The organism is Actinomadura physcomitrii, assembly GCF_008923205.2.
Lineage (GTDB): Bacteria > Actinomycetota > Actinomycetes > Streptosporangiales > Streptosporangiaceae > Spirillospora > Spirillospora physcomitrii.
In genome coordinates this window covers 141,225-166,356 of sequence record NZ_WBMS02000006.1, presented here as the reverse complement: position 1 = coordinate 166,356, position 25,132 = coordinate 141,225, and the positions used below count along the sequence as shown (strand labels likewise).

At 74.4% G+C, this 25,132-nt stretch carries 24 protein-coding genes and 1 pseudogene; 11 read left to right on the top strand and 14 right to left on the bottom strand.

Annotated elements, in window-relative coordinates; translation table 11 throughout:
- Positions 1 to 172: 172 nt before the first annotated feature.
- Positions 173 to 1,156 carry a DUF5954 family protein gene (locus F8568_RS09995; RefSeq protein WP_151593227.1) on the top strand — a complete coding sequence of 328 codons (984 nt, stop codon included), beginning with the start codon at positions 173 to 175 and terminating at the stop codon, positions 1,154 to 1,156.
- Here the strand turns inward: F8568_RS09995 and F8568_RS09990 are convergent.
- Together F8568_RS09990 and F8568_RS09985 are read right to left on the bottom strand one after the other, a co-directional pair.
- Positions 1,151 to 2,602, bottom strand: coding sequence for an MFS transporter (locus F8568_RS09990; RefSeq protein WP_151593226.1), 1,452 nt, complete (start codon positions 2,600 to 2,602; stop codon positions 1,151 to 1,153). The two genes, F8568_RS09995 and F8568_RS09990, sit on opposite strands and share 6 nt — an antisense overlap.
- Before the next feature lie 7 nt (positions 2,603 to 2,609).
- Entirely contained in the window at positions 2,610 to 3,008 is a 399-nt protein-coding gene (locus tag F8568_RS09985) for a nuclear transport factor 2 family protein (RefSeq protein ID WP_202124738.1), read from the bottom strand.
- Between the two features lie 75 nt (positions 3,009 to 3,083).
- Here F8568_RS09985 and F8568_RS09980 point away from each other — a divergent pair, with 75 nt between their 5' ends.
- A complete protein-coding gene (locus F8568_RS09980) occupies positions 3,084 to 3,692 on the top strand; it encodes a TetR/AcrR family transcriptional regulator (protein WP_151593224.1) in 609 nt (202 codons plus the stop codon).
- A gap of 32 nt (positions 3,693 to 3,724) precedes the next feature.
- Positions 3,725 to 4,207 (top strand): RNA polymerase sigma factor, encoded by a 483-nt coding sequence (locus F8568_RS09975; protein WP_151593223.1) that lies wholly within the window; start codon positions 3,725 to 3,727, stop codon positions 4,205 to 4,207.
- A 30-nt stretch (positions 4,208 to 4,237) separates the two neighbouring features.
- Here F8568_RS09975 and F8568_RS09970 read toward each other — a convergent pair whose 3' ends face one another.
- Both F8568_RS09970 and F8568_RS09965 read right to left on the bottom strand, forming a co-directional pair.
- A complete protein-coding gene (locus F8568_RS09970; protein WP_151593222.1) occupies positions 4,238 to 5,251 on the bottom strand; it encodes an acyl-CoA dehydrogenase family protein in 1,014 nt (337 codons plus the stop codon).
- Positions 5,248 to 6,414, bottom strand: a complete 1,167-nt coding sequence (locus F8568_RS09965; protein WP_151593221.1) for an acyl-CoA dehydrogenase family protein — start codon at positions 6,412 to 6,414, stop codon at positions 5,248 to 5,250. Before F8568_RS09965 ends, F8568_RS09970 begins: the two co-directional genes overlap by 4 nt.
- Before the next feature lie 175 nt (positions 6,415 to 6,589).
- Here F8568_RS09965 and F8568_RS09960 point away from each other — a divergent pair, with 175 nt between their 5' ends.
- A complete protein-coding gene (locus F8568_RS09960) occupies positions 6,590 to 7,720 on the top strand; it encodes an acyl-CoA dehydrogenase family protein (RefSeq protein WP_151593220.1) in 1,131 nt (376 codons plus the stop codon).
- Positions 7,717 to 8,619 carry an acyl-CoA dehydrogenase family protein gene (locus F8568_RS09955; protein ID WP_151593219.1) on the top strand — a complete coding sequence of 301 codons (903 nt, stop codon included), beginning with the start codon at positions 7,717 to 7,719 and terminating at the stop codon, positions 8,617 to 8,619. Before F8568_RS09960 ends, F8568_RS09955 begins: the two co-directional genes overlap by 4 nt.
- 69 nt (positions 8,620 to 8,688) lie before the next feature.
- Here the strand turns inward: F8568_RS09955 and F8568_RS09950 are convergent, their stop codons facing one another.
- On the bottom strand, positions 8,689 to 10,242 hold the full coding sequence (locus tag F8568_RS09950; RefSeq protein WP_151593218.1) for a FadD3 family acyl-CoA ligase: 1,554 nt from the start codon (positions 10,240 to 10,242) through the stop codon (positions 8,689 to 8,691).
- A 164-nt stretch (positions 10,243 to 10,406) separates the two neighbouring features.
- On the opposite strand from F8568_RS09950, the gene F8568_RS09945 reads away from it, so the two are divergent.
- A complete protein-coding gene (locus F8568_RS09945; RefSeq protein WP_151593217.1) occupies positions 10,407 to 12,281 on the top strand; it encodes a CocE/NonD family hydrolase in 1,875 nt (624 codons plus the stop codon).
- An 11-nt stretch (positions 12,282 to 12,292) separates the two neighbouring features.
- Here F8568_RS09945 and F8568_RS09940 read toward each other — a convergent pair whose 3' ends face one another.
- Complete coding sequence (locus F8568_RS09940; RefSeq protein WP_151593216.1) at positions 12,293 to 12,742, bottom strand: DUF6194 family protein; 450 nt, start codon at positions 12,740 to 12,742, stop codon at positions 12,293 to 12,295.
- Positions 12,743 to 12,805: 63 nt separating this feature from the next.
- On the opposite strand from F8568_RS09940, the gene F8568_RS50255 reads away from it, so the two are divergent.
- From F8568_RS50255 to F8568_RS46670, 4 genes and pseudogenes are all read left to right on the top strand, one after another.
- A complete protein-coding gene (locus tag F8568_RS50255; protein ID WP_151593215.1) occupies positions 12,806 to 13,555 on the top strand; it encodes a MerR family transcriptional regulator in 750 nt (249 codons plus the stop codon).
- A 9-nt stretch (positions 13,556 to 13,564) separates the two neighbouring features.
- Entirely contained in the window at positions 13,565 to 14,041 is a 477-nt protein-coding gene (locus F8568_RS09930; protein WP_151593214.1) for an RrF2 family transcriptional regulator, read from the top strand.
- A gap of 42 nt (positions 14,042 to 14,083) precedes the next feature.
- Positions 14,084 to 14,623 (top strand): annotated as a pseudogene (locus F8568_RS50980) (MFS transporter); the annotation flags it as partial.
- A gap of 122 nt (positions 14,624 to 14,745) precedes the next feature.
- On the top strand, positions 14,746 to 15,276 hold the full coding sequence (locus tag F8568_RS46670) for an MFS transporter (RefSeq protein ID WP_328600804.1): 531 nt from the start codon (positions 14,746 to 14,748) through the stop codon (positions 15,274 to 15,276).
- A gap of 189 nt (positions 15,277 to 15,465) precedes the next feature.
- Here F8568_RS46670 and F8568_RS09920 read toward each other — a convergent pair whose 3' ends face one another.
- The 7 genes from F8568_RS09920 to F8568_RS09890 all read right to left on the bottom strand — a co-directional run bounded on the left by F8568_RS09920 (position 15,466) and on the right by F8568_RS09890 (position 22,597).
- Entirely contained in the window at positions 15,466 to 15,804 is a 339-nt protein-coding gene (locus F8568_RS09920) for a hypothetical protein (protein ID WP_151593213.1), read from the bottom strand.
- Between the two features lie 312 nt (positions 15,805 to 16,116).
- The gene (locus F8568_RS09915; RefSeq protein WP_151593212.1) at positions 16,117 to 17,292 is read right to left on the bottom strand and encodes a lipid-transfer protein; all 1,176 of its coding nucleotides are present in this window, start codon (positions 17,290 to 17,292) and stop codon (positions 16,117 to 16,119) included.
- Entirely contained in the window at positions 17,289 to 17,708 is a 420-nt protein-coding gene (locus F8568_RS09910; RefSeq protein ID WP_151593211.1) for a MaoC family dehydratase, read from the bottom strand. The genes F8568_RS09915 and F8568_RS09910 overlap by 4 nt, the downstream gene beginning before the upstream one ends.
- Entirely contained in the window at positions 17,705 to 18,775 is a 1,071-nt protein-coding gene (locus tag F8568_RS09905) for an acyl-CoA dehydrogenase family protein (RefSeq protein ID WP_151593210.1), read from the bottom strand. Before F8568_RS09905 ends, F8568_RS09910 begins: the two co-directional genes overlap by 4 nt.
- Positions 18,775 to 19,734: a bifunctional MaoC family dehydratase N-terminal/OB-fold nucleic acid binding domain-containing protein gene (locus F8568_RS09900; RefSeq protein WP_151593209.1), complete on the bottom strand. Its 960-nt coding sequence runs from the start codon at positions 19,732 to 19,734 to the stop codon at positions 18,775 to 18,777. The genes F8568_RS09905 and F8568_RS09900 overlap by 1 nt, the downstream gene beginning before the upstream one ends.
- The gene (locus F8568_RS09895; protein WP_151593208.1) at positions 19,731 to 20,894 is read right to left on the bottom strand and encodes an acyl-CoA dehydrogenase family protein; all 1,164 of its coding nucleotides are present in this window, start codon (positions 20,892 to 20,894) and stop codon (positions 19,731 to 19,733) included. The genes F8568_RS09900 and F8568_RS09895 overlap by 4 nt, the downstream gene beginning before the upstream one ends.
- 47 nt (positions 20,895 to 20,941) lie before the next feature.
- On the bottom strand, positions 20,942 to 22,597 hold the full coding sequence (locus F8568_RS09890; RefSeq protein WP_151593207.1) for an AMP-binding protein: 1,656 nt from the start codon (positions 22,595 to 22,597) through the stop codon (positions 20,942 to 20,944).
- Between the two features lie 304 nt (positions 22,598 to 22,901).
- Here F8568_RS09890 and F8568_RS09885 point away from each other — a divergent pair, with 304 nt between their 5' ends.
- On the top strand, positions 22,902 to 24,530 hold the full coding sequence (locus F8568_RS09885) for a class I adenylate-forming enzyme family protein (protein ID WP_151593206.1): 1,629 nt from the start codon (positions 22,902 to 22,904) through the stop codon (positions 24,528 to 24,530).
- 7 nt (positions 24,531 to 24,537) lie between these two features.
- Here the strand turns inward: F8568_RS09885 and F8568_RS09880 are convergent, their stop codons facing one another.
- Positions 24,538 to 24,873: a hypothetical protein gene (locus F8568_RS09880; RefSeq protein WP_202124736.1), complete on the bottom strand. Its 336-nt coding sequence runs from the start codon at positions 24,871 to 24,873 to the stop codon at positions 24,538 to 24,540.
- Positions 24,874 to 25,132 lie beyond the last annotated feature (259 nt).

The following is a 25,132-nucleotide window of genomic DNA, read 5'->3' as shown; positions in this document are numbered from 1 at the left end:
CCGCCGCCGGGAGGCGGAGGACGCGGCGCCGGGCACGGCGCCCGGAACGCGGCCGCGCGGAGCGCATCATCTGTCGGACATAAGCCGTCGACAGGGAGAAGTCGCACGTCAGCGGCCGCCCGGTTCCGCGGATTCCGCTGCGGGACGGCGCGCGGGTACCGAACATGAGGACATGACGTTCCCGTTGATGCCGGGGTACGACCACATCAACCTGGTCGCCTCCCTCGATCCCGTCGCGGCCGTGCGGGACCGCGAGATCGGCGACGCGATCCTGGCGTTCCCCAGGCTCCTTCCGGCCGGGTCCCCCGACTTCGGGTACGCGGTGCAGACCGGCGCCGAGTGGCGCATCGGCTGCCTCGGCTCGACCGACCCGTCCACCGCCCGCTACGGCCTGGCCGCGGACCTGCGCCGGGACGCGGCGGACGGCGGCCACCCGCCCGGCGTCGCGCGGGCGATGCTCGCGGCGGCGGCCCGGCTCGACCCCGAGGAGGGCGCGCAGCTGCCGAAGGACGAGTGGGAGATCGGCGACCGGCGCTACCGGATCATCCGGGTGGAGAAGTACACGCTGCTCGGCGACCGGGTGATGGAGCCGCCGCGGCCGACCGACACGCCCGGCGCGTGCGGCGACGGGATGCTCCGCGGCCATCTGCTGGAGCCGGCGGCGCCGGCCGGCCGGTGGGAGGCGCAGCTGCGGCTGAACCTGGTCGGCTTCATGCCGGTGCCGGGCTCCGTCCCGGCCATGGTGCTGGCGGAGGCGCGGCACGCGGTGCGGACGCACCCGGGCGTGGTGCTGCTGCCGCCGACGTTCATCGCGGTCGAGGTCAAGGAGAACGGCTGGGCGCCGCTGACCGGCGGCGACGACCCGGACGAGACGCGCCGCCGGCTGGCCCGCTACTTCGCCGACCTGCTGCCGCGGCTGCGCGAGTTCCAGGGCGACCCGCCCGATCCGGCCGAGCTGGCGGAGTGGGAGCGGGCCGCCGAGCAGATCGAGGCGGCGAGCGGGCACGCGTTCACGGCGGCGGGGCGCGAGTTCCGCACCGTCCGCATCTCGCGGATGCTGCGGCTCGGCCGGGACGGCCCGGAGGGCCCGCGCCCCTCCGACGAGGAGCGCTACGGCCTGTCCGGCACCGGCTACGAGGACGAGGAGACCTCATGACGGCCGGGCGGCGGACGCCCGGCCGGTGATGAGGAACACCGCCGCCGCGACGAGGCACAGCGCGCCGGCCGCGCCGAGGCTCGCGACGTCGAAGCCGTGCACGGCCGCGCGCGCCGCCCCGCCCGGGTGCGCCCGCAGGTAGTGCGCGGCGGCCGTCCCGGCGACGGTGCTGAGCAGGGCGGTGCCGAGGGACGCGCCGATCTGCTGCGATGTCATGACGCCCGCGCCGGCCACGGCCGTGTCGGGTCCCGCGCCGAGCGTGGCCGTGCTGTTGGCGGTGACGAGCACGCACCCGGTGCCGAGCCCGACGAGCAGGAACACCGGCAGCACGTGCGTCCAGTAGCCGCTGTCGACTCCGGCGGTGCCGAGCAGCGCGAGCCCGGCGGCGATCACCAGCAGGCCCGGGACGAGCAGCGCCCGCACCGGCGCCCGGACGAGCAGCAGGCTCACTCCCCGGACGCCGAGCATCAGCCCGGCGGTGAGCGGTAGGAACGCGACGCCGGCCCGCACCGGCGAGTAGCCGAGCACGTTCTGCAGGTAGAAGGTGAGGAAGAACAGGGCGGCGAACATCCCGACGGCCAGGCCGAGGACCGCCAGGTAGGAGCCGCCGCGCCGCCGGTCGAGGACGACACGCGGCGGCAGCAGCGGCCCGGACACCCGGGTCTGCGCCCACGCGAACGCCACGAGCAGCGCGACGCCGGCCGCCAGCGGCCCGACGGTGGTCGCGGAGCCCCAGCCGTCCGGCTCGGCACGGGCGAAGCCGAGGACGAGGCCCATCAGCCCCGCGGTGGCGAGCAGCGCCCCGACGACGTCGATCTTCACGCCGGGCGTGCGCGGCACCGGGCGGACCGCGTAGAGCACCCCCGCCGCCGCGGCGGCGGCGATCGGCACGTTGACGAACATGCACCAGCGCCAGTCGAGGTAGTCGGTGAGGACGCCGCCGAGCACGACGCCGAGCCCGGACGAGCTGCCCATGACCGTCCCGTAGATCCCGAACGCCCGGCCGCGCTCGGCCGGGGCGGGGAAGCAGGCGGCGAGCGTCGCCAGTACGGACGGGGTGAGCAGCGCACCGAAGACGCCCTGGGCAGCGCGCGCGGTGAGCAGCGTGCCCGGGCCGGGGGCCGCGCCGCCGAGCGCGGACGCCAGCGCGAACCCGGCCAGCCCGATCAGCAGCGCGCGGCGGCGGCCGATCAGGTCCGACAGCCGGCCGCCGAGGAGCAGCAGGCCGCCGTAGCCGAGCGCGTAGACGGTGATCACCCACTGCCGTCCCGGGTCGGACAGGTGCAGGGAGCGCTGCAGCGACGGCAGCGCGATGTTCATGATCGTCATGTCGATGCCGATCATGAGCTGGGCGGCGGCGACGGCGGCGAGCGCCCACCATCGCCGCGGGTCGGGCGCGGAGCGCTGCGCGCCTTCCCGTTCTCCGGAGACCGTTTCGGTGGTCATGGCGGCCTCAGAACATGCCGTTGGGGTTGGCGGCGGTGTCCGGGATCGGCTGCATCACGTCCCAGTGCTCGACGATCTTGCCGTTCTCGAACCGGAAGATGTCGACGATCGCGGTGCCGGCCTGGCCGGGCACGCGGACGCCGTGGACGTGCGCGATGACGCGGTCGCCGTCGGCGTAGAGGCCCTTGACCTCGGCGCGCAGGTCGGGGAACTCCGCCCGGATCGTGTCGACGAAGCCGCGGAAGCCCTCGATGCCGTCGGCGATGCGCGGGTTGTGCTGGACGTAGCGGTCCCCGATCAGCCGGGCGGCGGCGTCGAAGTCCTTGCGGTTGAGCCCGGCCTCGTAGAAGGCGAGGACGGTCGCCTTGTTCGCTTCCCGTTCGGCGGCGGTGGTGGTCGTGGTCATGGTGGACCTTCCCATTGACTGAACAGCTGTAGCGCTACGACTGTAGCGCAACGGCCGCCGCATTAGAATGCCCGCATGGGATCGGCATCGCCGTCGCGCGGGCGGAACCGGCGCGGCCAGGGCGAACGGCTGCGCGAGGAGATCGTGGCGACCGCGCTGCGGCTGCTGGAGCAGCTCGGCGACGACGAGGCGCTGTCGCTGCGCGCGGTGGCCCGGGAGATCGGCATCGCGGCGACGTCGGTGTACCTGCACTTCGCCGACCGGGACGCGCTGGTCCTCGCCGCGATGCGGCGCAGTAACGCCGACCTCGTGCGGGCCTGCGACGAGGCCGAGGCGGCGGCCGGCGACCCGGTCGGCGGGTTGCGCGCGCGCGTGCAGGTCATGGGCGCCTGGTCGCGCGAACACCCCGGCCTCTACAAGGTGCTGCACGAGAGCGGCGTCAACCAGCGGTGCGATGTGTCGTTCAGGATGGAGCTGGGCAAGCGCACCGTGGAGGCCGTCCAGCGCTGCATGGACGGGGGCCTCGCCCCCGCCGGCGACGCGACCGCCGTGGCGCTCGACCTGCGCGCCGCCGTGCACGGCGCGGCCTCGATGCGCGTGAACCTGCCCGAACTGCCCTGGGAGCCGCTGGAACAGCAGATCGACCGGCTCCTCACCAAGCTCGTCGGCGTCCGCCTCCCTTAGCGCCCGCGCCTACACGGGTGCATCGGGACGAGATGCATCGAGACGACGACAGGGCGATCATCGAGCGGTCCCGGCGGGACCCGGAGGCGTTCGCCGAGCTCTACGACCGGCACGCGCCGGCGATCCACCGCTACCTCGCCCGCCGGCTCGGCCGCGACCTGGCCGACGACCTGCTGGCCGAGACGTTCCTGGAGGCGTCCGGCAAGCGGCACCGCGACGACCCGGACCGCGCGGACGCGCTGCCCTGGCTGTACGGGTTCGCGACCCGGCTCGTCGGCCGGCACCGGCGGCGGGAGGCCCGGTTCTGGCGGGCCGTCGCCCGGACGGGCGCGGACCCCGCCGCCGGTTCCGCCGACGAGGGGGTGGCGGACCGGGTGGCCGCCCAGCGCTCCCGCCGCGATCTCTCGCCGCCGCGGTCGCGCGCCTGGAGCCGGAGCTGCGTCCGCGCGCCGACCAGTACCTCTACATCCGTCCTCAAGGTGGGCGTGGCGGACCGGCTCCCCGCCCGCGGCTGAACCGGGCGGGCGCCGGCCCTCTGGAGGCTCCTAGCCGTCCGCGCCCGCCGTGATCAGCGGCCAGAGCCCCTCGGTGCCCGCGTCGACGGCGCGGGCACCGACGGCCTCGCCCCACTCCGCCTCGTTGCCGCACTCGTCGCGCCACGCCCACAGCCGGGTGGTGAAGTGCCGGAGCCCGTGCTCGTCGGTGAACCCGATGGCGCCGTGGACCTGGTGGGCGAGGCGGCACACGGTCCCGGCGGCCTCGCTCGCCGCGGCCTTCGCCGCCGCGACCGCGAAGCCGGTGCCGTCGGCCGCCGCCGCCTGCGCCGCGACGGTCGCCAGCAGCGTCTCGCCCGCCATCTCGGCGAGGTGCTGCTGGACGGCCTGGAACCGGGCCAGCGGCCGGCCGAACTGGACGCGCTCGCCCGCGTACCGGACCGCGAGGCCGGTCGCCGCCTCCATCGCCCCGGCCATCAGCGCCGCCCGGCCGAGCGCGCCGCGCTCCCGGAACGCCTTCTCGGTCGCCGCCGAGGCGAGCACCCGCGCGGCGGCGTCCTGCAGCCGGACGGTGTCGCGCGGTTCGCCCGCAAGGTTCGCGCCTTCCTCGACCTCGTAGCCGCCGCGCGGGACGAAGGCGACGCGGCCGCCGGCCAGGACCGCGACGCCCTCGGCGTGCCGGGCCCACGGGACGCGCGGCAGCGTGCCCGTCAGCGTCCACGCGCCGCCGGCGTCCTCGCGGAGCGCGACGTCCGGGCCCGCGACGGCGGCGGTCAGTGGCCCGGACGGGACGTCCGCGCCGGCCTCCGCGAGCAGCCACCCGGCCAGCAGCGCGGTCTCCGCCGCCGGGACGGCCGCCGCGTGCCGGCCCAGCACCCGCAGCACCTCGGCGGTCGTGGCGAGGTCCGCTCCGGCGCCGCCGCGCTCCTCGGGGACGGGCAGCAGCGTCACGCCGACTCGTTCCAGCTCGTCCCACAGGCGCGGGTTCCAGTCCCGCTCCGGATCGGCGTGCCGCGCGCACACGGCGTCCACGGTGTCGACCAGGTCCTGGACGATGTCGTTCACCGGGCCTCTCCCCTCGGCAGCAGCGCCTTGGCGACGACGCCGCGCAGGATCTCGTTGGTCCCGCCCCGCAGGGTGAACCCGGGACCGTGCAGGACGGACTGCGCCAGCAGCGCCGCGAGCGGATCGGACGACGCGAGGTCGGGCTCCACCCGGGCGAGCAGCCGGACCGTCTCGATCAGCGCGCCCTCGAACCGGGTGCCGAGGTCCTTGACGGCGGCGGCCTCGGTGGCGGGCGCGTCCCCGGCGGCGAGCCGCGCGGCGACCGCGAGGGACATCCGCCGCAGCGCCCACAGCCGCGCGACGAGCAGGCCGATCCGGGTCCGGTCGGCGGCGTCCGCGCCGCGCCCGGCGAGCCGTCCGGCGACGGCCGCGAGCAGCGGGAACGTGCTGAGGATCCGCTCGGGGCCGCTGCGCTCGAACGACAGCTCGCTGGTCACCTGCCGCCAGCCGTCGCCGACCGTGCCGAGGACGCGGTCGTCGGGAACGAACACGTCGGTGAGCACGACCTCGTTGAAGTGGTGCTCGCCGGTCAGCAGCCGGATCGGGCGGATCCGCACGCCGGGCGCGCCGAGGTCGACGATCAGCTGGGTGAGGCCCTCGTGCCGGCTCTCCCCGGCCGGCCCCGTCCGGACCAGCGCGATCATGGCGTGCGCGACGTGCGCGCCGCTCGTCCACACCTTGGTGCCGTTGACCCGCCAGCCGCCGCCGGTCCGCTCGGCCCTCGTCCGGACGGACGCGAGGTCGGAGCCGGAGTCGGGCTCGGACATGCCGATCGCGAAGCCGATCTCGCCGCGCGCGATGCCGGGCAGGTAGGCGCGGCGCTGCTCCTCGGTGCCGAACTTCAGCAGCGACGGCCCGGACTGCCGGTCGGCGATCCAGTGCGCGGCGACCGGCGCGCCGGCCGCGAGCAGTTCCTCGGTGACGACGAACCGGGCGAGCGACCCGGCCGCGCTCCCGCCGTACTCGCGCGGGAAGGTCATGCCGATCCAGCCGCGCTCGCCGAGCCGCCGGCTGAACGCCGGATCCCAGCCCGCCAGCCAGTTGTCGGCGTGCGGGACGATCCGTCCGGCGGCGATCTCTTCGGCGAGGAACGCGCGGACGTCCCGGCGCAGGTCGTCGAGTTCGGGCGGCAGGGCCGCCGCGTCCAGTCTCAGTGCGGGCACGGCACCTTCTTACCGGATGCCCGCGAAACGGAAATCGGCGGCATCCGATCCGGGATTCCGGTCAGGTCACCACGGCGCCGCGGCCTTCGGGCGATCCGCCCCGTCCCGGTCGCCGGGAGGGCGGGTCGCTACTCTACCAAACAGTTGTTAGAAAGAAGGGAGGAGGAGGCACCGCATGGATCTTGAATTCGGGGCGGCGGACGAGGAGTTCCGCGCCGAGGTGCGGGACTGGCTGCGCGCGAACGTGCCGGCCGAGCCGCTGCCGTCGCTGGAGACCGAGGAGGGCTTCGCGCTCCACCGCGACTGGGAGCGCCGGCTCGGCGAGGCGCGGCTCGGCGTCGTGTCGTGGCCGCAGGAGTACGGCGGGCGCGGCGCGTCCGTCCTCCAGTGGCTGATCTTCGAGGAGGAGTACTACGCGGCGAACGCGCCGGGCCGGGTGAGCCAGAACGGCATCAACCTGCTGGCGCCGACGCTGCTCAAGCACGGGACGTCCGAGCAGCTCGCGCGGATCCTGCCCCCGATGGCGGCCGGGGAGGTGATCTGGGCGCAGGCGTGGTCGGAGCCCGGCGCGGGCAGCGACCTCGCCGCGCTGCGCTCCACCGCGACCCGCACCGACGGCGGCTGGCTGCTGGACGGGCAGAAGACGTGGAGCTCGCGCGCCGCGTTCGCCGACCGGGGCTTCGGGCTGTTCCGCTCCGACCCGGAGTCGTCGCGGCACAAGGGCCTGACGTACCTGATGTTCCCGCTGGACGCCGAGGGCGTGACCGTCCGCCCGATCGGCCGCCTCGACGGCAGGCCCGCGTTCGCCGAGCTGTTCCTGGACAGGGTGTTCGTCCCCGACGAGGACGTCATCGGCGCGCCCGGCGACGGCTGGCGCGTCGCGATGAGCACCGCCGGCAACGAGCGCGGTCTCACGCTGCGCAGCCCCGGCCGGTTCACCGCCGCGGCCGAGCGGCTGGTCGAGCTGTGGAAGGAGCGCGCCGACCCGTCCGACACCGCGCTGCGCGACCGGGTCGCGGACGCGTGGATCCGGTCCCGCGCGTACCGGCTGAAGGGCTTCGAGACGATCTCGCGGGACGACGACATCGGCGCGGAGTCCAGCCTCAACAAGGTCTTCTGGTCGGAGCTGGACGTGGCGCTGCACGAGACGGCGCTGGACCTGCTCGGCGCGGACGGCGAGCTCGGCTCGGACTGGCTGGAGGGCTACGTGTTCTCCCTCGCCGGCCCGATCTACGCGGGCACCAACGAGATCCAGCGCAACGTGATCGCCGAGCGGCTGCTCGGCCTGCCGAGGGGGTCCCGGTGAAGTTCGTCCTCTCCGCCGAGCAGCGGATGTTCGGCGAGACGCTGCGCCGGCTGCTGGCCGGCGCGCAGCCCGCGAAGGCCGTCCGGGCGTGGGCGGCGGGCGACGCCGCGCCGGGCCGGGCGCTGTGGGCGCGGGCCGCCGAGGCGGGCGTGTTCGCGCTGGCGGTACCGGAGGAGCACGGCGGCGCCGGGCCGCTGCCGGTCGAGCTGGCCGTCGCGATGGAGGAGCTGGGCCGCGCCGCCGCGCCCGGCCCGTACGTCGAGACGCTCGCCGCCGCCGAGGTGCTGACCGACGGCGGCCTGCTCGCGCGGATCGCCGAGGGCGGGGCGCTGGTGTCGGTCGCCGTCCCGCACGCGCTGGACGCCGACGTCGCCGACCTGGTCATCGCCCCGGACGGCACCACCGTGCGGGCGGGCGAGCGCGTCGCCTCCCTCGACCCGGCCCGCCGCCTGTTCCGGGTCTCCGGCGGATCGTCCGGTCTCCCCGACCTCGGCGTGCTGCTGTGCGCCGCGCAGCAGATCGGCCTCGGCCGCGCCCTGCTGGACGTGACGGTGGAGTACGCGAAGACGCGGCGGCAGTTCGGGCGCCCGATCGGCGAGTACCAGGCCGTCAAGCACCACCTCGCCACCGCGCTGGTGGAGCTGGAGTTCGCGCGGCCGCTCGTCTACGGCGCGGCCCTGTCGTACGGGACGGGCGACTTCGCGCGGGACGCGTCCGCCGCGAAGGTCGCCGCGTCCGACGCCTGCTACCTCGCGGCGAGGACGGCGCTGCAGGTGCACGCCGCGATCGGCTACACCGACGAGTACGACCCGTCCCTGTGGATCCGCAAGGCCCGCGCCCTGCGCTCCGCCTGGGGCACCCCCGCCGAGCACCGCGCCCGCGTCACCGCCGCCCTCTGACCTCCGTTGACTTGTGGCGTGTCGTGGTTATGACGGCGGCGATAACCACGACACGCCACAACTCGACGGTTATTTGAGGTCTACGCGGCGGACTTTGCCGGTCGCCGTTTTCGGGAGGTCGTCGACGAAGACGACCTCCCGGGGCACCTTGAAGTTGGCCAGGCGCTCGCGGCAGTGCGCGATCAGCTCGTCGGCGGTCGCGGTGCGGCCGGGGCGCAGCCGGACGTGGGCGCGGCCGACCTCGCCCAACCGGGCGTCCGGGACGCCGACGACGCCGGACTCGGCGACCGCCTCGTGCCGGGCGAGGACGTCCTCGACCTCCGCCGGGTACACGTTGAAGCCGCCGACGACGAACATCTCCTTGGTCCGGCCGGTGATCGTCAGGTTGCCGCGCTCGTCGAGGCGGCCCCGGTCGCCGGTGTCGAGCCAGCCGTCCCGGATCGTCTCGGCGGTCGCCTCCGGGTCGTCGAGGTAGCCGCGCATCACGTTGTAGCCGCGGACGAGGACCTCCCCGTCGGTGCCCGCCGGCACCGCGTTCCCCGCGCCGTCGACGACCTTCACGTCGACGTCGTCGAGGGCCCGGCCGCACGTCGTCGCGATCGTCTCGTCATCGTCGTCCAGCGAGCAGGCGGTCACCGTGCCGGTGCACTCCGTCAGCCCGTAGGCGGTGAGGACCTGCGGGAACAGCTCCGCGCGGATCCGCCGGACGAGCGCGACGGGCACGTTGGCCGCGCCGGTCACCGCGAGCCGCAGCGAGGACAGGTCGCGCTCGGCGCGGCAGGGGGCGTCCAGCAGCGAGGTGTAGACCGTCGGCGGGCCGGGCAGCACCGTGATCCGCTCCGCCTCGATGATCCGCAGCGTCTCGGCGACCTCGAACACCGGCTGCAGCACCATCGTGGCGCCCTCCAGCACGCACGCGAGCACGCCGGCCTTGTAGCCGAACGTGTGGAACAGCGGGTTCACGATGAGGTAACGGTCGCCGGCGTGCACACCGGTCCGCGCCGCCCACGCCTCGAACGTCCTCAGGTTCTGCTCGTGCGTGCACATCACGCCCTTGGGCCGCCCGGTCGTCCCGGACGTGAACAGGATGTCGGCGACGTCGCCGGGGCGGACGGCGGCGACCCGCGCGTCCGCCTCCGCGAGCGGAGCGGCCTTGCCGGCGAACCCGGCCCAGGACGTCACGCCCGGCCGCTCCTCGCCGTTGAAGGTGACGACGGCCTCCAGATCGGGCAGGCCGGGGTAGGCGCCGGTCGCGTCGATCCCGAGCATGCCGGGGTAGTCGATGCCGAGGAACCCGTCGGCGACGAACAGCATCTTCACGCGCGCGCGGGTCAGCGGCCAGCGCGCCTCGTCGCCCTTGTACCGGGTGTTGAGCGGGACGAGTATCGCGCCCGCGCCCATGGCGCCGAGCACGGTGACGACCCACGGCAGCCCGTTCGGCGCCCAGATCGCGATCCGGTCGCCCGGCTCGATCCCGGCGCCCGCGAACGCGGCGGCCGCCTCCCGCACCCGGTCCCGCAGCTGCGCGAACGTCACCCGGACGTCCCCGTCCACCACGGCCTCGGCGTCCGGATACGCCTCCGCCGCCCGTGCCAGCACCGCCGGAATCGTCAGTTCGCCCATGGCAGTCCATGGTGGCCCCGGTCGCCCGGAATCGGCTGGGACGTCCCGCTCAGCGGTACCCGGCGGGCGGGGTTTTAAATAAACATTTTTGTTCGTTTGGGGTTCCCGCCGGCCGCGCGGGTTGTTACCGTCCCGCTCAAGCACCTCCGACCCCAGGAGTCGCCATGCGCCGCCTCGCAGCCGTGTGCTCCCTGATGCTGCTCCTCGCCGCGCTGACCGTCCCCGCCTCGGCCGCTCCCGCGCCCGCGGCGCCCTACGGCATCGCCGTGAAGCGCAACCTCACGCTGCGGCTCAAGGACGGCACGCTGCTGCGCGCCGACCTGCACATGCCCACCGACCGCAAGACCGGAAAGCCCGCGCGCGGCCCCTTCCCGGTGATCGTCGGGTTCACGCCGTACGGCAAGACGGTGTCGGCCGGGCTCGACTCCGCCGGACTCGGCCCGGCGGGCATCGGCGGGCTCAACCCCTACCTCGTCGAGCGCGGCTACCTCGGGCTCGTCGTGGACGTCCCCGGAACCGGCGGCTCGCAGGGCAAGTTCGACCTGTTCGAGCCGGCCGAGGCGCAGGCCGGCGCGCAGATCGTCAACTGGGCGGCGCGGCTGCCGAACTCCAGCGGCAAGGTCGGCATGCTCGGCCTGTCGTACCTGGCGATCGACCAGCTGTTCACGGCCGCCGCGGTCGGCCCGCACTCCCCGCTCAAGGCGATCTTCCCGATGGCGGCGTCCGCCGACCCCTACCGCGACCTGTTCGTCAGCGGCGGCGCGCTGAACGTCGAGTCGCCGATCGGCCTGGTGTTCGGCTACGGCGTCACGCGGGTCGCGACGCCACTGCTCGAACTGCCCGAGGACCCGGCTGCCGCGCTGGCCCTGTCCTACCAGCACCTCCTGCAGGCCGGGCCGTTCGAGCTGACGATCGCGCGCGACATGCTCACCAACGGCCCCCGCAGGTACGACAACGCCTGGTGGAAGCAGCGGGCGCCGGAGAACGTCCTGCGCAAGATCGTCGCCAACGGCGTCGCGGTCTACCTCGTCGGCGGGCTCTACGACGTCTTCCAGCGCGGCGAACCGCTCCTCTACAGCGGGCTGCAGAACGCGGCGGCGGGCCGTCCGGTGACCGCCCCCATGGCGCCCGGCCAGCCCGCCTCGGACAAGTACCAGCTGCTCTACGGCCCCTGGACGCACATCGGCATGGGCACCGGGCAGGACCTCAACGCGCTCCAGCTGAACTGGTTCGACCACTGGCTCAAGGGACGCGGCACCGTCTCCACCCGCACGCCCCTCCACGTGGTCGAGCCCGGCGGACGGCGCTACGACACCACCGGCTACCCCCTCGCGCAGGCGCGCCCGACCCGGATGTACCTGCGCTCCCAGGGCCGCCTGACCTCCACCGCGCCGACCGGGGCCGAGCCCGCCGACTCCCTCGCGTTCACCGGCCTGTCGAGCCCGTGCAGCCGCTCCACCGACCAGTTCGCCGCCGGGCTGCTGTCGGAGGTGTCCGCCGCCGCGCACATCGCCCTGCCCTGCACGGGCTCCCAGCAGAAGCCCGTCAAGGGGCCGGGCGAGACGACCTACACCTCACCCTCGCTGTCCGCACCGCTGAAGCTCGCCGGGCCGATCGGCGTGACGCTGCGCGCCGCGTCCACCCGCCCGGAGACGCTGTTCGCCCTCACCCTCGAGGACGTCGCACCCGACGGGACGTCCACCGACCTCAGCGGCGGCGCGCTCCTCGGCTCGATGCGCGCGGTCGACGGGAAGCGCAGCTGGAAGGGCGCGCCCGGCGGCTGGGTGTACCCCTACCATCCGCTCACCCGAGCGGCGAAGAGTCCGGTCACGCCCGGGAAGCTGACCCGGTACGACCTCCAGGTCCGGCCGGTGTTCGCGACCGTGCCCGCAGGCCACCGGCTCCGCGTCCGGGTGGCGACCGCCGACTTCCCGCACCTCATCCCGCTCGCCGACCTGCCGTCGCTGTTCGGCGGCCGGTACACCCTCCACCACGACGCCGCCGCCGTCTCGTCCATCGACCTGTCCGTCCTCCCCTGAGGCTGCACCGGTCAGGGCTGCCGGAGGGCGGAGCGGCGCTCGTTGCGGCGGCGGGCCTGGGCGTGCGCGGTGTGGAGCAGGTCCCGGAGCTCCGCCTCGGTCGCCGGTCCCGGGTTCACCACGCAGAGCCAGCCCGCGTTCCCGTAGACGGGGTGCGCTTGCAGGACGTCCGCCGAGCTCGGGTCCGAGGGCGCCGCGCACCGCTCGGCGGCGTCCTTCCCGGCGGCGACGTTCACCCGGAACGCGCCGGGCCGGTCCAGCCGCGACCCCTCGTCGCCGGGATGGTCCTTCGTCACGATCGTCGCGAACGGCTGCGTCGTCGTCGGGACGTTCCCGTCGGGCGCGTAGTAGAAGAACGCGTCGCCCCAGGCGATCTCGGGCGAACCGTCGCCGGGCCGCGGCCTGAGGACCAGCACGCCGTCGAACCCGCCCGCGAACTCGATGATCTCGTCGATGCCCATGCATTCGAGCGTTTCATTCAAGTGCGTGTGGAGGCTTGGCGTGCCAGTCGCCAAGCTGGTGGGGTGGCAAGTCGCAAATCGTCCCTTCGCACGGTCGACGTCGCGCGCCGTGCGGGATGCTCCGTCCAGCAGGTGCGCAACCTCGAACGCGACGGCGTGCTCCCGCCCGCGGCGCGCACCGCCTCGGGCTACCGGCGCTACACCGAGGCCCACGTCCGCTCCGCCGTGGCGTACCGGGCGTTCGCCGCCGGCACCGGCCCCGTCGAGGCCAAGCGGATCATGCGGGCCGCGCACGCCCGTCCCGGCTCCGGCGTGCTCGCCCTCCTCGACGAAGCGCACGCCCGCCTCGCCGCCGAGCGACGGGGCCTCTCCCTCGCCCGGGAGGCCGCGGCGGCGATCACGGCCGAGCCCATCGGCGACGTCCGCCCGTCCGACGCGATGACCGTGTCCGAGCTGGCCTCCGCCCTCGGCGTCCGGCCCTCCACCCTGCGGCACTGGGACGCCGAGGGCCTCGTCGTCCCGGCCCGGACCGCCCCGCGCGGCACCCGCAGGTACTCCCCCGCCGACGTCCGGGACGCGCGGATCGTCCACCAGCTGCGCCTGGCCGGCCACCGCATCGCCCCGCTCCAGGCCTTCATGCCGGAGCTGCGCCGCGCACGCCGATGGGACGATCTGGACGCGGCCCTCGCCGCCCGGGAGGCGGCCATCGACGCCCGCTCCCGGGCCCTCGTCCGGGCCGCCGCCGCCCTCGACGCCCTGCTGCCGGCCGAGGCGCCTTCCCCGGCCGCATCGCATGAACCGGGACGTGTATAGTCCCGGTTCATGCGGATGAGCGAGGGCGTCGAGTGGGGGCTGCACTGCTGCGTGACGCTCGGCTGGCTGGACGACGCCGCGCCGGTGTCGATCCGGCGGCTCGCCGCCTGGTTCGACCTGCCGCAGGAGTACCTGAAGAAGCGCCTCCAGCCGCTCGCCCGCGCCGGAATCCTGGCGTCCGCGCCGGGCGTGCGGGGCGGCTGGTCGCTCGCCCGGCCGCCCGGGAAGATCTCCGTGATGGAGGTCGTCACCGCGATCGAAGGGCCCCTTGAGGCGTTCCGCTGCACCGAGATCCGGCAGCGCGGAGAGGGCGGACGCGACGCCGGACGCGAGTTCGACGCCCCCTGCGGCATCTCCGGCCTGATGCGCCGCGCCGAGCTGGCATGGCGCCGCGAGTTGGCCGGCACCACCATCGCCGACCTGATGGAGAGCGCCCCGCAGGGCGCGGCCCGCACCCGGCGCAACTACGCCCGCCTCACCGGCTGACCGCCGCCACGTCGTGGCCGTTTCACGGAGGAAACAGGGACGTTGAATACCCCGATACGTCGTCAAGAGCGGACGGGCGCCGCCGAGTCCCCGCGCGGGCTCGGCTCGACGCTGATCCTCGGGCTCGGCACCTTCGCCGTCGGGACCGACGCCTACGTCGTCGCGGGCTTCCTGCCCGGCATGGCGTCCTCGCTGCACGTCTCCGAAGGCACCGCCGGGCAGTCCGCGACCGCGTTCGCGATCACCTACGCCGTGCTGTCGCCCGTGCTCGCCACCGTCCTCGCCCGCGTCCCCCGGCGCGCCCTGCTCGTCGCCGCCCTCGGCGTGCTCGCCGCCGCGAACATCGGCTCCGCGCTCGCGCCGAACTTCGCGGTGTTGATGGCCGCGCGCGTCGTCGCCGCGGCGGGCGCGGCGGCCTTCACGCCGAACGCCGGGGCGGTCGCCGCCTCGCTCGTCGCGCCCGCGCAGCGCGCCCGCGCGCTGGCCGTCGTCGTCGGCGGGCTCACCGTCGCCACCGCCCTCGGCGTCCCGCTCGGGAACCTCGCCGCCCGGACCCTCGACTGGCACGCCGCGCTCGCGCTGGTCGCGGCGCTGTGCGCGGTCGCCGCCGCGGGGGTGCTCCGCGCGATGCCCGCGCTCCCCGGCGGCCCCCGCATCCCGCTCTTGCGGCGGCTCGCCGCGCTGCGCCCCCCGGCGTCGTCGCCGTGCTGCCGCTCACCGTCCTCGGCATGGCCGCCGGGTACGGGCTGTACGCCTTCGCCGTCCCGATCATGCGGGCGCTCGGCGCCGGCGAGGGCGCCGAGCCCTGGCTGCTGTTCCTCTACGGGACCGGGGCCGTCGCCGGGAACCTGGCGGCCGGGGCGCGGGTCGACCGGCACGGACCCGTCCGCGTCCAGGCCGCCGGCTACACCGCTCTCGCCGCGACCCTCGCCCTGCTCACCTGCGCGTCCGCGACCGGCACGTCCTGGCTCCCGGCCACCGCGCTGCTGATGATCGCCTGGGGCGCCGCCACCTGGTTCCAGACCCCGGCCCAGCAGGTCCGCCTCATCAGCGCCGCGCCGCAGGAGACCGCCGTCGTCGTCGGGCTGAACGCCTCCGCCCTCTACGCCGGGATCGGGCTCGGCACCGTCCTCGGCGGCGCCCTCCTCCCCCTCGGCGCCACGGCGGCCCTCGCCGCCTGCACCGCCCTCGCCGTCCTCTGCCTCCTGCACCTGCTCCTCACCCGCCGCCACTGATTCAGGGGCGTGCTCCGAGAGTGACGCCCGCGCGCTTGAGCGTGCCTGCTCGCCCTCCCCTTCCCTGAGCGCACCTCCTTCGCGCGCACGGCCCGCACCGCCCGTGAAGAGACCGGCAGCGCGAACCGAGGGCGCGGCCCCGGGGACACCGGCGGGGTGGGCGCCGATCATCTCGGTGAGCTCGCCGGATCACCGGATGTACCCGTAAAAACCCGGATCCTCGGCTGAAGTCGGGAAGCCCGCGGCTTCCAGCGCCGTCAGTACCGCGTGAGGCTGATGGGTCAGGAAGATCAGCACCCGGCCGCCCGGGGTGAGGATGCCGATGCCGGAAAGCCAGCCGGTCTGGCAGGGATAGACCTCGGCCACGTTGGCCGGGGTGAACACGAATCTCTTCCAAGCGGCCTTGAGAACGATTCTGGAGTCGTTCAGGGTCAGAGCGCAGAATGGCCAGGTGACCTTGAGATTCCCCGAGGACCACATGGTCGACGGAACGATGGCTCCGCCCCGCCACCTCATCGGCTCTGCCATAAGCCTCACCTGCTTCAAAGATCACCTGGCGGGGAGCGATCCGAGTACCGGGTGGCCATGATCGTATCGCCACGGCCTCGGCGGCGGGCTAGCAGGAGGTGAGGGCCGCCAGGGTCGTCCGAGGCATCTCGTCGTCACCGGCCCGCACCGCGGTCATGTCTGGATGATCTGCGGAGAAGGCGCCCAGCCGTTCGGCTCCGAGTTCGGCCATACGACCGGGCGCAGCGGATTCGCGGGCTGGGCGGCCCACTGGGCTTCCGGCGAACCCTGGTGGAATGTCGTCTGACGGCCACCGCCCTCTCGCCGGCGCGTTCACTGGTCCGCGCCGAGGATCAGGCCGCTGGTCGGGACGCCGGTTCCGGCGGTGACCAGGACGTTGTGGACGTCGCCCGGCTGGTTCACCGAGGTGCCGCGCAGCAGCCGGACGGCTTCGGCGATGCCGTTCATGCCGTGGATGTAGGCCTCGCCGAGCTGGCCGCCGTGGGTGTTGAACGGCAGGCGGCCGGTGAGGGAGAGGTTGCCGTCGGCGATGAAGTCCTTGGCCTCGCCCCTGGCGCAGAAGCCGAGCTCTTCGAGTTGCGGCAGGACGAGCGGGGTGAAGTGGTCGTAGAGGATCGCGGCCTGGATGTCGGCGGGCGTCAGGCCCGACTGCGCGTACAGCTGCCGTCCGACGAGGCCCATCTCGGGGATGCCGGAGATTTCGGAGCGGTAGTAGCTCGTCATCATGTGCTGGTCGTTGCCCGAGCCCTGCGCGGCGCCCCAGATGAGCGCGGGCGTGTGCGGCAGGTCGCGGGCGCGCCGCGCGGAGACGACGACGAGGGCCTGGCCGCCGTCGCTCTCCTGGCAGCAGTCGAGCAGGTGGAGGGGTTCGGCGATCCAGCGGGACGCCTGGTGCTCCTCGAGGGTGATCGGCCGCCCGTGGAACCAGGCCTTGGGGTTGGTGGCGGCATGGGCGCGGTCGACGACGGCGACGCGTCCGAAGTCCTCGCTGGTCACGCCGTACTCGTGCATGTAGCGGGTGGCGAACATGGCGACCCACTGGGCGGGGGTCGACAGGCCGAACGGGGTCATCCACGAGTACGCGGCGCGGTCGGCGCTGACGTCCATCGGCCGGTCCGCCTGGCCGAGGCCGTAGCGTTCGCCGGACCGCTCGTTGAACGCGCGGTAGCAGACGACGACGTCGGCGACGCCGGTCGCGACGGCCATCGCGGCCTGCTGGACGGTGCCGCAGGCGGCGCCGCCGCCGTACCCGACGCGGGAGAAGAACGTCAGCTCGCCGATGCCGAGGTTGCGGGCGATGTGGATCTCGCTGCTGGTGTCGGCGGTGAAGGTGACCAGGCCGTCGACGTCGGACGGCTCCAGCCCCGCGTCGGTGATGGCGGCGAGGACGGCCTCGCAGGCGAGTTGCAGCTCGCTGCGTCCGGACTCCTTGGAGAACTCGGTGGCGCCGATGCCGGCGATCGCGGCGGCGCCCGGCAGCCCGCTCACGCGGCGCCTCCTGGAAGTTCGACGACGGCGGTCCCGGTGACGTGCGGGCCGATCGCGTTGACGCCGCGGACGGCGATCTCGACGCGGCGGCCGTCGTCGTGCTTGGCGGAGACGGTGCCGGTGAGGACCATGGTGTCGCCCGGGTGGTTGGGGGCGCCGAGCCGGATCCTGATCGCCTTCACCCGGGCGGCGGGCCCCGCCCAGGAGGTGACGTACCGGTCGACGAGCCCGTTGGTGGTCAGGATGTTCATGAAGACGTCCTTGGAGCCGCGTTCCCGCGCGAGCGCCGGGTCGTGGTGGACGTCCTGGTAGTCGCGGCTCGCCAGGGCGGTCGCGACGATCATCGTGCGGGTCAGCGGGATCGCCAGCTCGGGGAGCTCGTCGCCGACGGCGACCTCGTCGTACACGCGGCTCACAGCGCGGCGCCCAGGGTCTCGAGGTCGGCGGACGCGCCGCCGAGCATCCCGGAGATCTGCTTGCCCCACAGGAAGTGCCGGTGGACGGGGTAGTCGACGTCGACGCCGATGCCGCCGTGCAGGTGCTGGACGCGGTGGACGACGTTGAGCCCGCCCTCGTCCGACCACCACTTGGCGACGAGGACGGCGGTCTCGGCGTCCTCGCCCGCGGCGATCAGCGAGGCGGCGTGCCACACGCAGACGCGCAGCGCGTCGATCTCGATGTAGCAGTCGGCGAGCTGGTGCTGCGCGGCCTGGAAGGTGCCGAGCGGGCGGCCGAACTGCTCGCGGGTGGACAGGTGGTCGGCGGCGAGCCGCAGCGCGCCGTCGGCGACGCCGGTCTGGACGGCGGCGAGCGCGACGCGCGCCAGCCGCAGCGCGGTGTCCAGGGACCCGGCGGGGAGCCGCTGCGCGGGCGCGCCGTCGAGGACGAGGGCGCCGGCGGCGTCGTGCGCGGTGGTGTCGGGGAACTCCCAGCTCGTCCCGTCGACGCCGGTGCCGAGCAGGAACAGGCCGGGGCCGGTCGGGGTGCGGGCGGCGACGAGCATGAAGTCGGCGCCGTTGGCGTAGGGGACGCACGCCTTGGTGCCGGTGAGGCGCCATCCGTCGCCGTCGCGGACGGCCTCGCAGCGCGGGTGCGCCGGGTCGGCGGGCGCGAACTCCTCCAGCGCGAGCGTCAGCCGGGCCGTCCCGTCGGCGGCGCCGGACACCAGCAGTCCGGAGGTGTTGTGCGCGGCGAGGGTGAGCGCGGCGGTGAGCGTCGGCCACAGCGGGACGGGCGCGACGGCGCGGCCCTGCTCCTCCAGCAGGACGCACAGCGCCCCGACGCCGAGGCCGGCGCCGCCCGCGTCCTCGGGCAGCGCGACGCCGAGCAGGCCGGCGGACGCGAGCTCGGCCCACAGCGCCGGGTCGGTGCCGGTGCCGGACCGCTCGGCGGCGCGGATGCGCTCCTGCGTCGCGTGGTCGGTGAAGATCTGCCGGGCCAGGTCCCGGACCGCTTCCAGCTCCTCGCCAAGGGTGAAGTCCATCAGCGCTCCTCGTGCGCGGCCGGGCGGAACACCGGCAGCGAAAGGTCGGGGTCGGGGTCGATCCAGTCGAGGACGACGGGCATGCCGACCGCGACGTCCGCGGGCTCGACGCCCGCCATGTTCGCGATCAGCCGGGTGCCCTCGGCCAGCTCGATCACCGCGACGACGAGCGGGTAGTCGAACGCGGGGTGCCGCGGGTGGTGGTTGACCGTGAAGGTGTAGACGTGGCCGCGGCCGGACGACTCGACGGTGTCCCAGGCGAACGAGCCGCACTGGGGGCAGCAGGGGCCGGGCGGGTGCCGCAGCGACTTGCAGTCGGCGCACCGCTGGACGACGAGGCGGTGCTCGCGGGCCGCCTCGAACCAGAACGCGTTGTCGGGGTTGATCGCGGGCCGCGGCCGCAGCGCCTTGGGCTTGTCGGGCGCGGGCTTCTCGGCCGGACGGTACCGGAGCGTCCGCCACCGCTGCGTCGCGACGACCTCGCCGGACGCGTCCCGGTACGTCTTCACCGTGCTGACGAATCGGCCCGCGCCGAGGCCGGTCTGCTTCTCCGCCGAGATCGACTCGACGTGCTCCTCGACGGAGACGTGGTCGCCCGGCACGAGCTCGCGCTCGAACTCCAGCTCGGAGTCCGTCGCGACGACGGAGGTGTAGCCGCCCTCGGCGAGCAGCGCGACCAGCTCGTCGAACCCGCTGCGTTCGGCGGACGGATGGACGGTCGCGGCGTAGCCCCGCATCGTCCACGCCTGGATCATCGACGCGGGCGCCACGACGCCGTCGCGCCCGGTGGCCTTCGCGGCGTCCTCGTCCAGGTAGACGGGGTTCGGGTCCTCCATCGCCTCGACCCAGTGCCGGATCATCGGCACGTTCACCGGGTCCTGGCCGGGGCGGCGCGCGACCAGCTCGCGCCCGACCCACGCCCGCAGGAGCTCCTCGTAGTCCTCGCCGGCGCCGCTCATGCCCGCTTCACCCGCGGCAGCCCGAGCCCCTGCACGGCGACCATGTCGCGCAGCACCTCGTTGACGCCGCCGCCGAAGGTGTTGACGATGCCCTGCCGGGACAGCTGCTCGATCTGCCCGTACAGCACCGCGCCCGGCGACTCGGGGCGGATCCGGCCGGCCGCGCCGAGGATCCCGGTCAGCGTCCGCTGCACGAAGACGTGCGTCTCGGTGCCGTAGGACTTCGCGGCGCCGGCCTGCGCGCCGGTCAGCTCCCCGGCCTCGACGGCCATCGTCATCTTCCAGTTCATCAGCCGCATCGCCTCCAGCCGCGCGTGGCTGCGGGCGAGGTCGGCGCGGACCCACGGCAGGTCGATGACGCCGTTCTCGCGGGCCCAGTCGCGGACGTCCTCCCACAGCCGGATCATCCGGCCGCCGAGCGCGGCGAGCCCGATCCGCTCGTGGTTGAGCTGCGTGGTGATGAGCCGCCAGCCGCCGTCGACCTCCCCGACGACCTCGGTCGCCGGGACGCAGACGCCGTTGTAGTAGGTCGCGGTGACGACCATCCCGCCTACCGTCTGGATCGGGCTCCAGGAGAACCCGTCCGCGCTGGTCGGCACGATGATGATCGAGATGCCCTTGTGCTTCGGCACGTCCGGGTTCGTCCGGGCGGCGAGCCAGATGTAGTCGGCGGTGTTGGCGCCGCTGGTGAACACCTTGTTGCCGTCGACGACGTAGTGGTCGCCGTCCAGGACGGCCCTGGTGCGCAGCGACGCCAGGTCGGTGCCGGCCTCCGGCTCGGAGTAGCCGATCGCGAAGACGATGTCGCCGGCGAGCATGCCGGGCAGGAACCTCTTCTTCTGCTCCTCGGTCCCGTACCGCATCAGCGTCGGGCCCACCGTGTTGACGGTGACGAACGGGAACGGCAGGCCGGCGCGCTGCACCTCGTCGAAGAACACGTACTGCTCGGCGATCGACTTGCCCTGCCCGCCGTACTCGGCCGGCCAGCCGTAGCCGAGCCAGCCGTCCTTGCCGAGCATCTTGACGATCTCGCGGAACGTGCCGCCGCCGACGCCCTCCTCACCGGCCCGGCGGCGGACGTCCGGGGGCAGCAGAGCCGCGAAGTAGGCCCTCAGTTCCGCGCGCAGTTCCTGGTGCGCCGCGGACTCACGCAGATCCATGTACGCCTCTCGTGGTCGTCGGGCCGGTTCGGCCGTATCCGGTGGAATCAGGGCAGGAAGCGTTCGCGGCCGGCGGCGGTGAACTCCTCGCGCAGCGCCGCCTTGTCGGTGTCGCTCATCGGGCGGTAGCCGGGCGCGCCCCGCCCCGCCCAGCGGAACACGGGGTCGGTGGTGCGCCACCCCTCCAGCTGCAGCTGCTTCTTGCTGAGCTTGCCGGAGCCCGTCGTCGGCAGCGCGTGCGAGACGCGGACGAAGCGCGGCGCGCCCTTGGTGCCGAGGTCGTCCTGCGCGGCGAGGAACGCGGCGAAGTCCAGGTCCGCGAACTCCACGCCGGCGGGGACCTCGATCGCCGCCATCACCTGGTCGCCGGAGCGCGGGTCGGGGACGCCGAACGCGACCGCGTCGACGATCTTCGGGTGGCGGCGGATCACGGTCTGGGTGAGCAGTGCGGAGATGTTCTCGGAGTCGACGCGGATCCAGTCGCCGGCGCGTCCCGCGAAGTACAGGAAGCCCGCCTCGTCGATGTAGCCGAGGTCGCCCGTCCAGTACCAGCCGTGCCGGACGCGCTCGGCGTCCGCCTCGGGGTCGTTGTAGTACCCCTCGAACTTCTCCGCGCCGTCGACGTCGACGATCTCGCCGACGGCCTCCTCCGGGTTGGTGACGCGGCCGTGCTCGTCGAGGACGGCGCGGGCGCACGTCTCCCGCGTCTCCGGGTGCACGACGCGGACGCCGCCGTGCATCGGCATGCCGAGCGCGGTCGGCGGCGCGTCCGGCACCCGTTTGATCATCCCTGCGCTCTCGCTGGACCCGTACCCCTCGACGAGCCGGGCGCCGAAGCGGCGCAGGAACTCGGCCTTGTCCTCGGGGGACGCCTCGGTGCCGAACCCGTGCGTGAGGGTGTTGTCGGCGTCGCCCGGCCGCTCGGGCGTCGTGAGGATGTAGCCGATCGCCTTGCCGACGTAGGTGAAGAACGTCGCGCCGTAGAAGCGGACGTCCGGCAGGAACCCGGACGCGGAGAACTTCGGCGTCAGCACGACGCAGGCCCCGGCGGCCAGCGACGGCGCCCACAGCGCCATCAGCGCGTTGCCGTGGAACAGCGGCATCGGGCAGTAGCTGATGTCGTCGCGCTTGACGTCGTACTTGGCGCTGTTGTTTCGGCCCAGCTCGGCGAGCCGCCCCTGCGAGCAGCGCGCCGCCTTGGACGCGCCGGTCGTGCCGGAGGTGAACAGCAGCAGCATCTGCGTCTTCGGCGTGACCGCCGGGTCGCGTTCGGGCTCGCGGGCGTGCCGCTCGACGAGCGGGGCGTAGCCGGGGTCGTCGATCAGGAGGAGGCGGTCGCGCGGGACGCCGACGTCCAGTCCGTCGAGCAGCTTCGCGCCGGCCGCGTCCGTGACGATCAGCTGGAGGTCGGTGCGCCGGACCTCCTGCTCCAGGTACGCGCCGGTCCGGGTCGGGTTGATCCCGACGATCGTCGCGCCGCTCAGCGCCGCCGCGCCGAGCCACAGCACGTACTCGGGCACGTTGTCGAGCAGCACGCCGATGTGGAACGGTCCGTCGCGGCGCAGCTCCCGGGCGAGCGACGCGCGGGCCGCGCCCTCCCGGACGACCTCGTCCCACGTCCACGTCCGCTCGCGGCTGCGCAGCCCGGGCCGCCGGTCGCCGAGCCTGGCCAGCAGCAGGTCCGCGATGGTCTCGTCACGCACTCGCGCGTCCCCAGGCCGGTTCGGTGGACAGGAGGCGGTGCGTGGTGCACTGGTTGGTCATCGAGTTCCCTGGGTGAGTCGTGCGGGTCGCCGCGGGCCCGAGGTGGCGGCCACTCGACGTTAATCAGCGGGAGGCCCGGACGTTCCGGACGTCCCGCTGACCGGGAGCGACGGCGCTCAACGGTTCCCGGTGGTGCGGCGCGGCGGTCGCGGCGGCGCCGGTCGTGCCGTCTCGCTCAGCGGAAAGGCCCGCCGGCCCCCGCGGCCGCGGTGAGAGCCTTCGGCCACGCGAGGAGGTGGCCCCATGCCCACGACGGCGATGGAGATCATGCAGCGGCTGACCGGCCCCGGCGGCGAGTTCGAACTGCGCGAGGAGGAGGTGCTCGGCACCCGGCTGCCGGTGTTCGCCGGGCGGGCCCGCGGCCTCGGCGAGGTGCTCGCCCGGTCCGCCGCGTTCGGCGACCGCGACTACATCGTCACCGCGGACCGCCGGCTGACCTTCGCCGAGCACGCCGCGCAGGCCGCGTCGCTCGCGAAGGCGCTGCGCGACGAGCACGGCGTGCGGCCCGGCGACCGCGTCGCCATCGCCGCCGCCAACAGCCCGGAATGGATCGTCGCGTTCTGGGGCGCGATCGCCGCGGGCGCGATCGCCGTCGGCTACAACGCCTGGTGGGCGCCCCGCGAGATCGAGTACGCCCTCGGCCACACCGAGCCGGCGGTCGTCGTCGCCGACGCCGAGCGCGCCGCGCGGATGCCGACCGGTACCCGCGTGCTGACGATCGAGGAGGACGTCCCGGCACTCGCCGCCCGGCACCCGTCCGCGCCCCTCGACGTCCCGGACGCCGCCGAGGACGACCCCGCGGTCATCCTCTACACCAGCGGCACGTCGGGCCGCCCGAAAGGGGCGGTGCACTCGCACCGCAACCTCACCTCGGTGATCGAGTACCACCGCCTGAACGACGCGCTGCTCGCCGCGTTCGGCGACCCCACCGACCCCGCGTCCCGCCGCTACCTGCTCGCCCTCCCGCTGTTCCACATCGCGAGCCTGCACAACCTCGCCGTCCCCCGGCTCGCCACCGGCAGCGCCGTCGTCATGCACGAGGGCGCCTTCGACGTCGACGAGGTCCTGCGGCTGATCGAGAAGGAACGCGTCACGAACTGGGGCGCCGTCCCCACGATGGCGCACCGGATGATCGAGCATGGCGACCTGTCCCGCTACGACACGTCCTCCCTCACCGGGTTCGCGCTGGCGTCCGCGCCGTCCTCCCCGGCGTTCAAGGACAGGCTGCGCGCCGCGTTCCCGCCCGCCGCGAACGCCCTGGTCGACAGTTACGGCCTCACCGAGACCTGCACCGGCGTCACCGTCGCGTCCCCCATGGACCTCGCCGAGGCCCCGGGCACGGTCGGCCGCCCCGTCGCCGGAGTCACGCTCGAGATCCGCGACCCGGACGGCAGGCCGCTGCCCGAGGGCGCGGAGGGCGAGGTCTGCGTCCGCAGCGCCTACAACATGCTCGGCTACTGGCGCGACGACGACGCCACCGGCCGCGCCATCGGCCCCGGCCGCTGGCTGCGGACCGGCGACATCGGCACGGTCCAGCAGGGCCGCCTCCACCTCACCGCCCGCCGCTCCGACCTGATCATCCGCGGCGGCGAGAACGTCTACCCGGCCGAGGTCGAGAACGTCCTCGCCGAGTACCCGGGCGTCCGCGAGTGCACCGTCCTCGGCGTCCCGCACCCCGACCTCGGCCAGGAGGTCCTCGCCGTCGTCGTCCTTCGCGGCTCCCCCGCCGCCGAGGCGGACCTCGCCGCCTTCGTCCGCGACCGCCTCGCCTACTTCAAGGTCCCGTCCCGCTGGAAGACCACCACCGACCCCCTCCCCCGCAACGCCACCGGCAAGGTCGTCCGCCGCGCGGTCGAAGAAGCCCTCGGCTGATCCGCGATCAGGAACGCCAGGCCGCCACCACGTCCTCCGGCGTCCACACGAGCCCGACACCCTCGCGCGCCCGCACGCCGGACAGGGACACCACCGCGAGCCCGGCCGTGGCCGGATCCAGCCCCGGAACCTGGACGGCCGCACGCCGCAGACCGGCGAGGTCGTGGTCGTCGAAGGGACTCGCCAGCCACTTGACCGACCCGGCGAACCCGATGCGGCCCGCGACGGGCGCGCGGTCGGCGCCGACCAGGTCCACCTCGGGATCGAACCGCCGGTTCCACCATCCGCCGACCGCCTCCACCTCCGGCCAGGGCAGATCCGCGCGCTCGAGGGCCTGCCGCACCAGCGGCTCGACGGCGCGTCCCCGCCACGAGCTCCAGCGCCGCCGGACGATCCGGAACCCCGCCTCCGGACGGCCCCGCCGCGCCTGCTCGTGCGCCGCCCGCAGCGCGGCCAGATACAGCCGCAGGTTGCTGTCGGCGATGCGGTAGAGGGCGGGCTTGCCGGGCCGCCGTGCAGCGGCACCGCAGGGACCTCGCCGACGAGCGCGACGGCTACGAGGCCAAGTACGGGTGGGCGCGAGACACCTGAACGGACGGCGG

Coding starts and splice junctions, on each gene's coding strand:
- F8568_RS09995 (WP_151593227.1), top strand. CDS start 173: ATGACGTTCCCGTTGATGCCGGGGTACGACCACATCAACCTGGTCGCC.
- F8568_RS09990 (WP_151593226.1), bottom strand. CDS start 2,602: ATGACCACCGAAACGGTCTCCGGAGAACGGGAAGGCGCGCAGCGCTCC.
- F8568_RS09985 (WP_202124738.1), bottom strand. CDS start 3,008: ATGACCACGACCACCACCGCCGCCGAACGGGAAGCGAACAAGGCGACC.
- F8568_RS09980 (WP_151593224.1), top strand. CDS start 3,084: ATGGGATCGGCATCGCCGTCGCGCGGGCGGAACCGGCGCGGCCAGGGC.
- F8568_RS09975 (WP_151593223.1), top strand. CDS start 3,725: ATGCATCGAGACGACGACAGGGCGATCATCGAGCGGTCCCGGCGGGAC.
- F8568_RS09960 (WP_151593220.1), top strand. CDS start 6,590: ATGGATCTTGAATTCGGGGCGGCGGACGAGGAGTTCCGCGCCGAGGTG.
- F8568_RS09950 (WP_151593218.1), bottom strand. CDS start 10,242: ATGGGCGAACTGACGATTCCGGCGGTGCTGGCACGGGCGGCGGAGGCG.
- F8568_RS09945 (WP_151593217.1), top strand. CDS start 10,407: ATGCGCCGCCTCGCAGCCGTGTGCTCCCTGATGCTGCTCCTCGCCGCG.
- F8568_RS09940 (WP_151593216.1), bottom strand. CDS start 12,742: ATGGGCATCGACGAGATCATCGAGTTCGCGGGCGGGTTCGACGGCGTG.
- F8568_RS09930 (WP_151593214.1), top strand. CDS start 13,565: ATGCGGATGAGCGAGGGCGTCGAGTGGGGGCTGCACTGCTGCGTGACG.
- F8568_RS09920 (WP_151593213.1), bottom strand. CDS start 15,804: ATGGCAGAGCCGATGAGGTGGCGGGGCGGAGCCATCGTTCCGTCGACC.
- F8568_RS09905 (WP_151593210.1), bottom strand. CDS start 18,775: ATGGACTTCACCCTTGGCGAGGAGCTGGAAGCGGTCCGGGACCTGGCC.
- F8568_RS09900 (WP_151593209.1), bottom strand. CDS start 19,734: ATGAGCGGCGCCGGCGAGGACTACGAGGAGCTCCTGCGGGCGTGGGTC.
- F8568_RS09895 (WP_151593208.1), bottom strand. CDS start 20,894: ATGGATCTGCGTGAGTCCGCGGCGCACCAGGAACTGCGCGCGGAACTG.
- F8568_RS09885 (WP_151593206.1), top strand. CDS start 22,902: ATGCCCACGACGGCGATGGAGATCATGCAGCGGCTGACCGGCCCCGGC.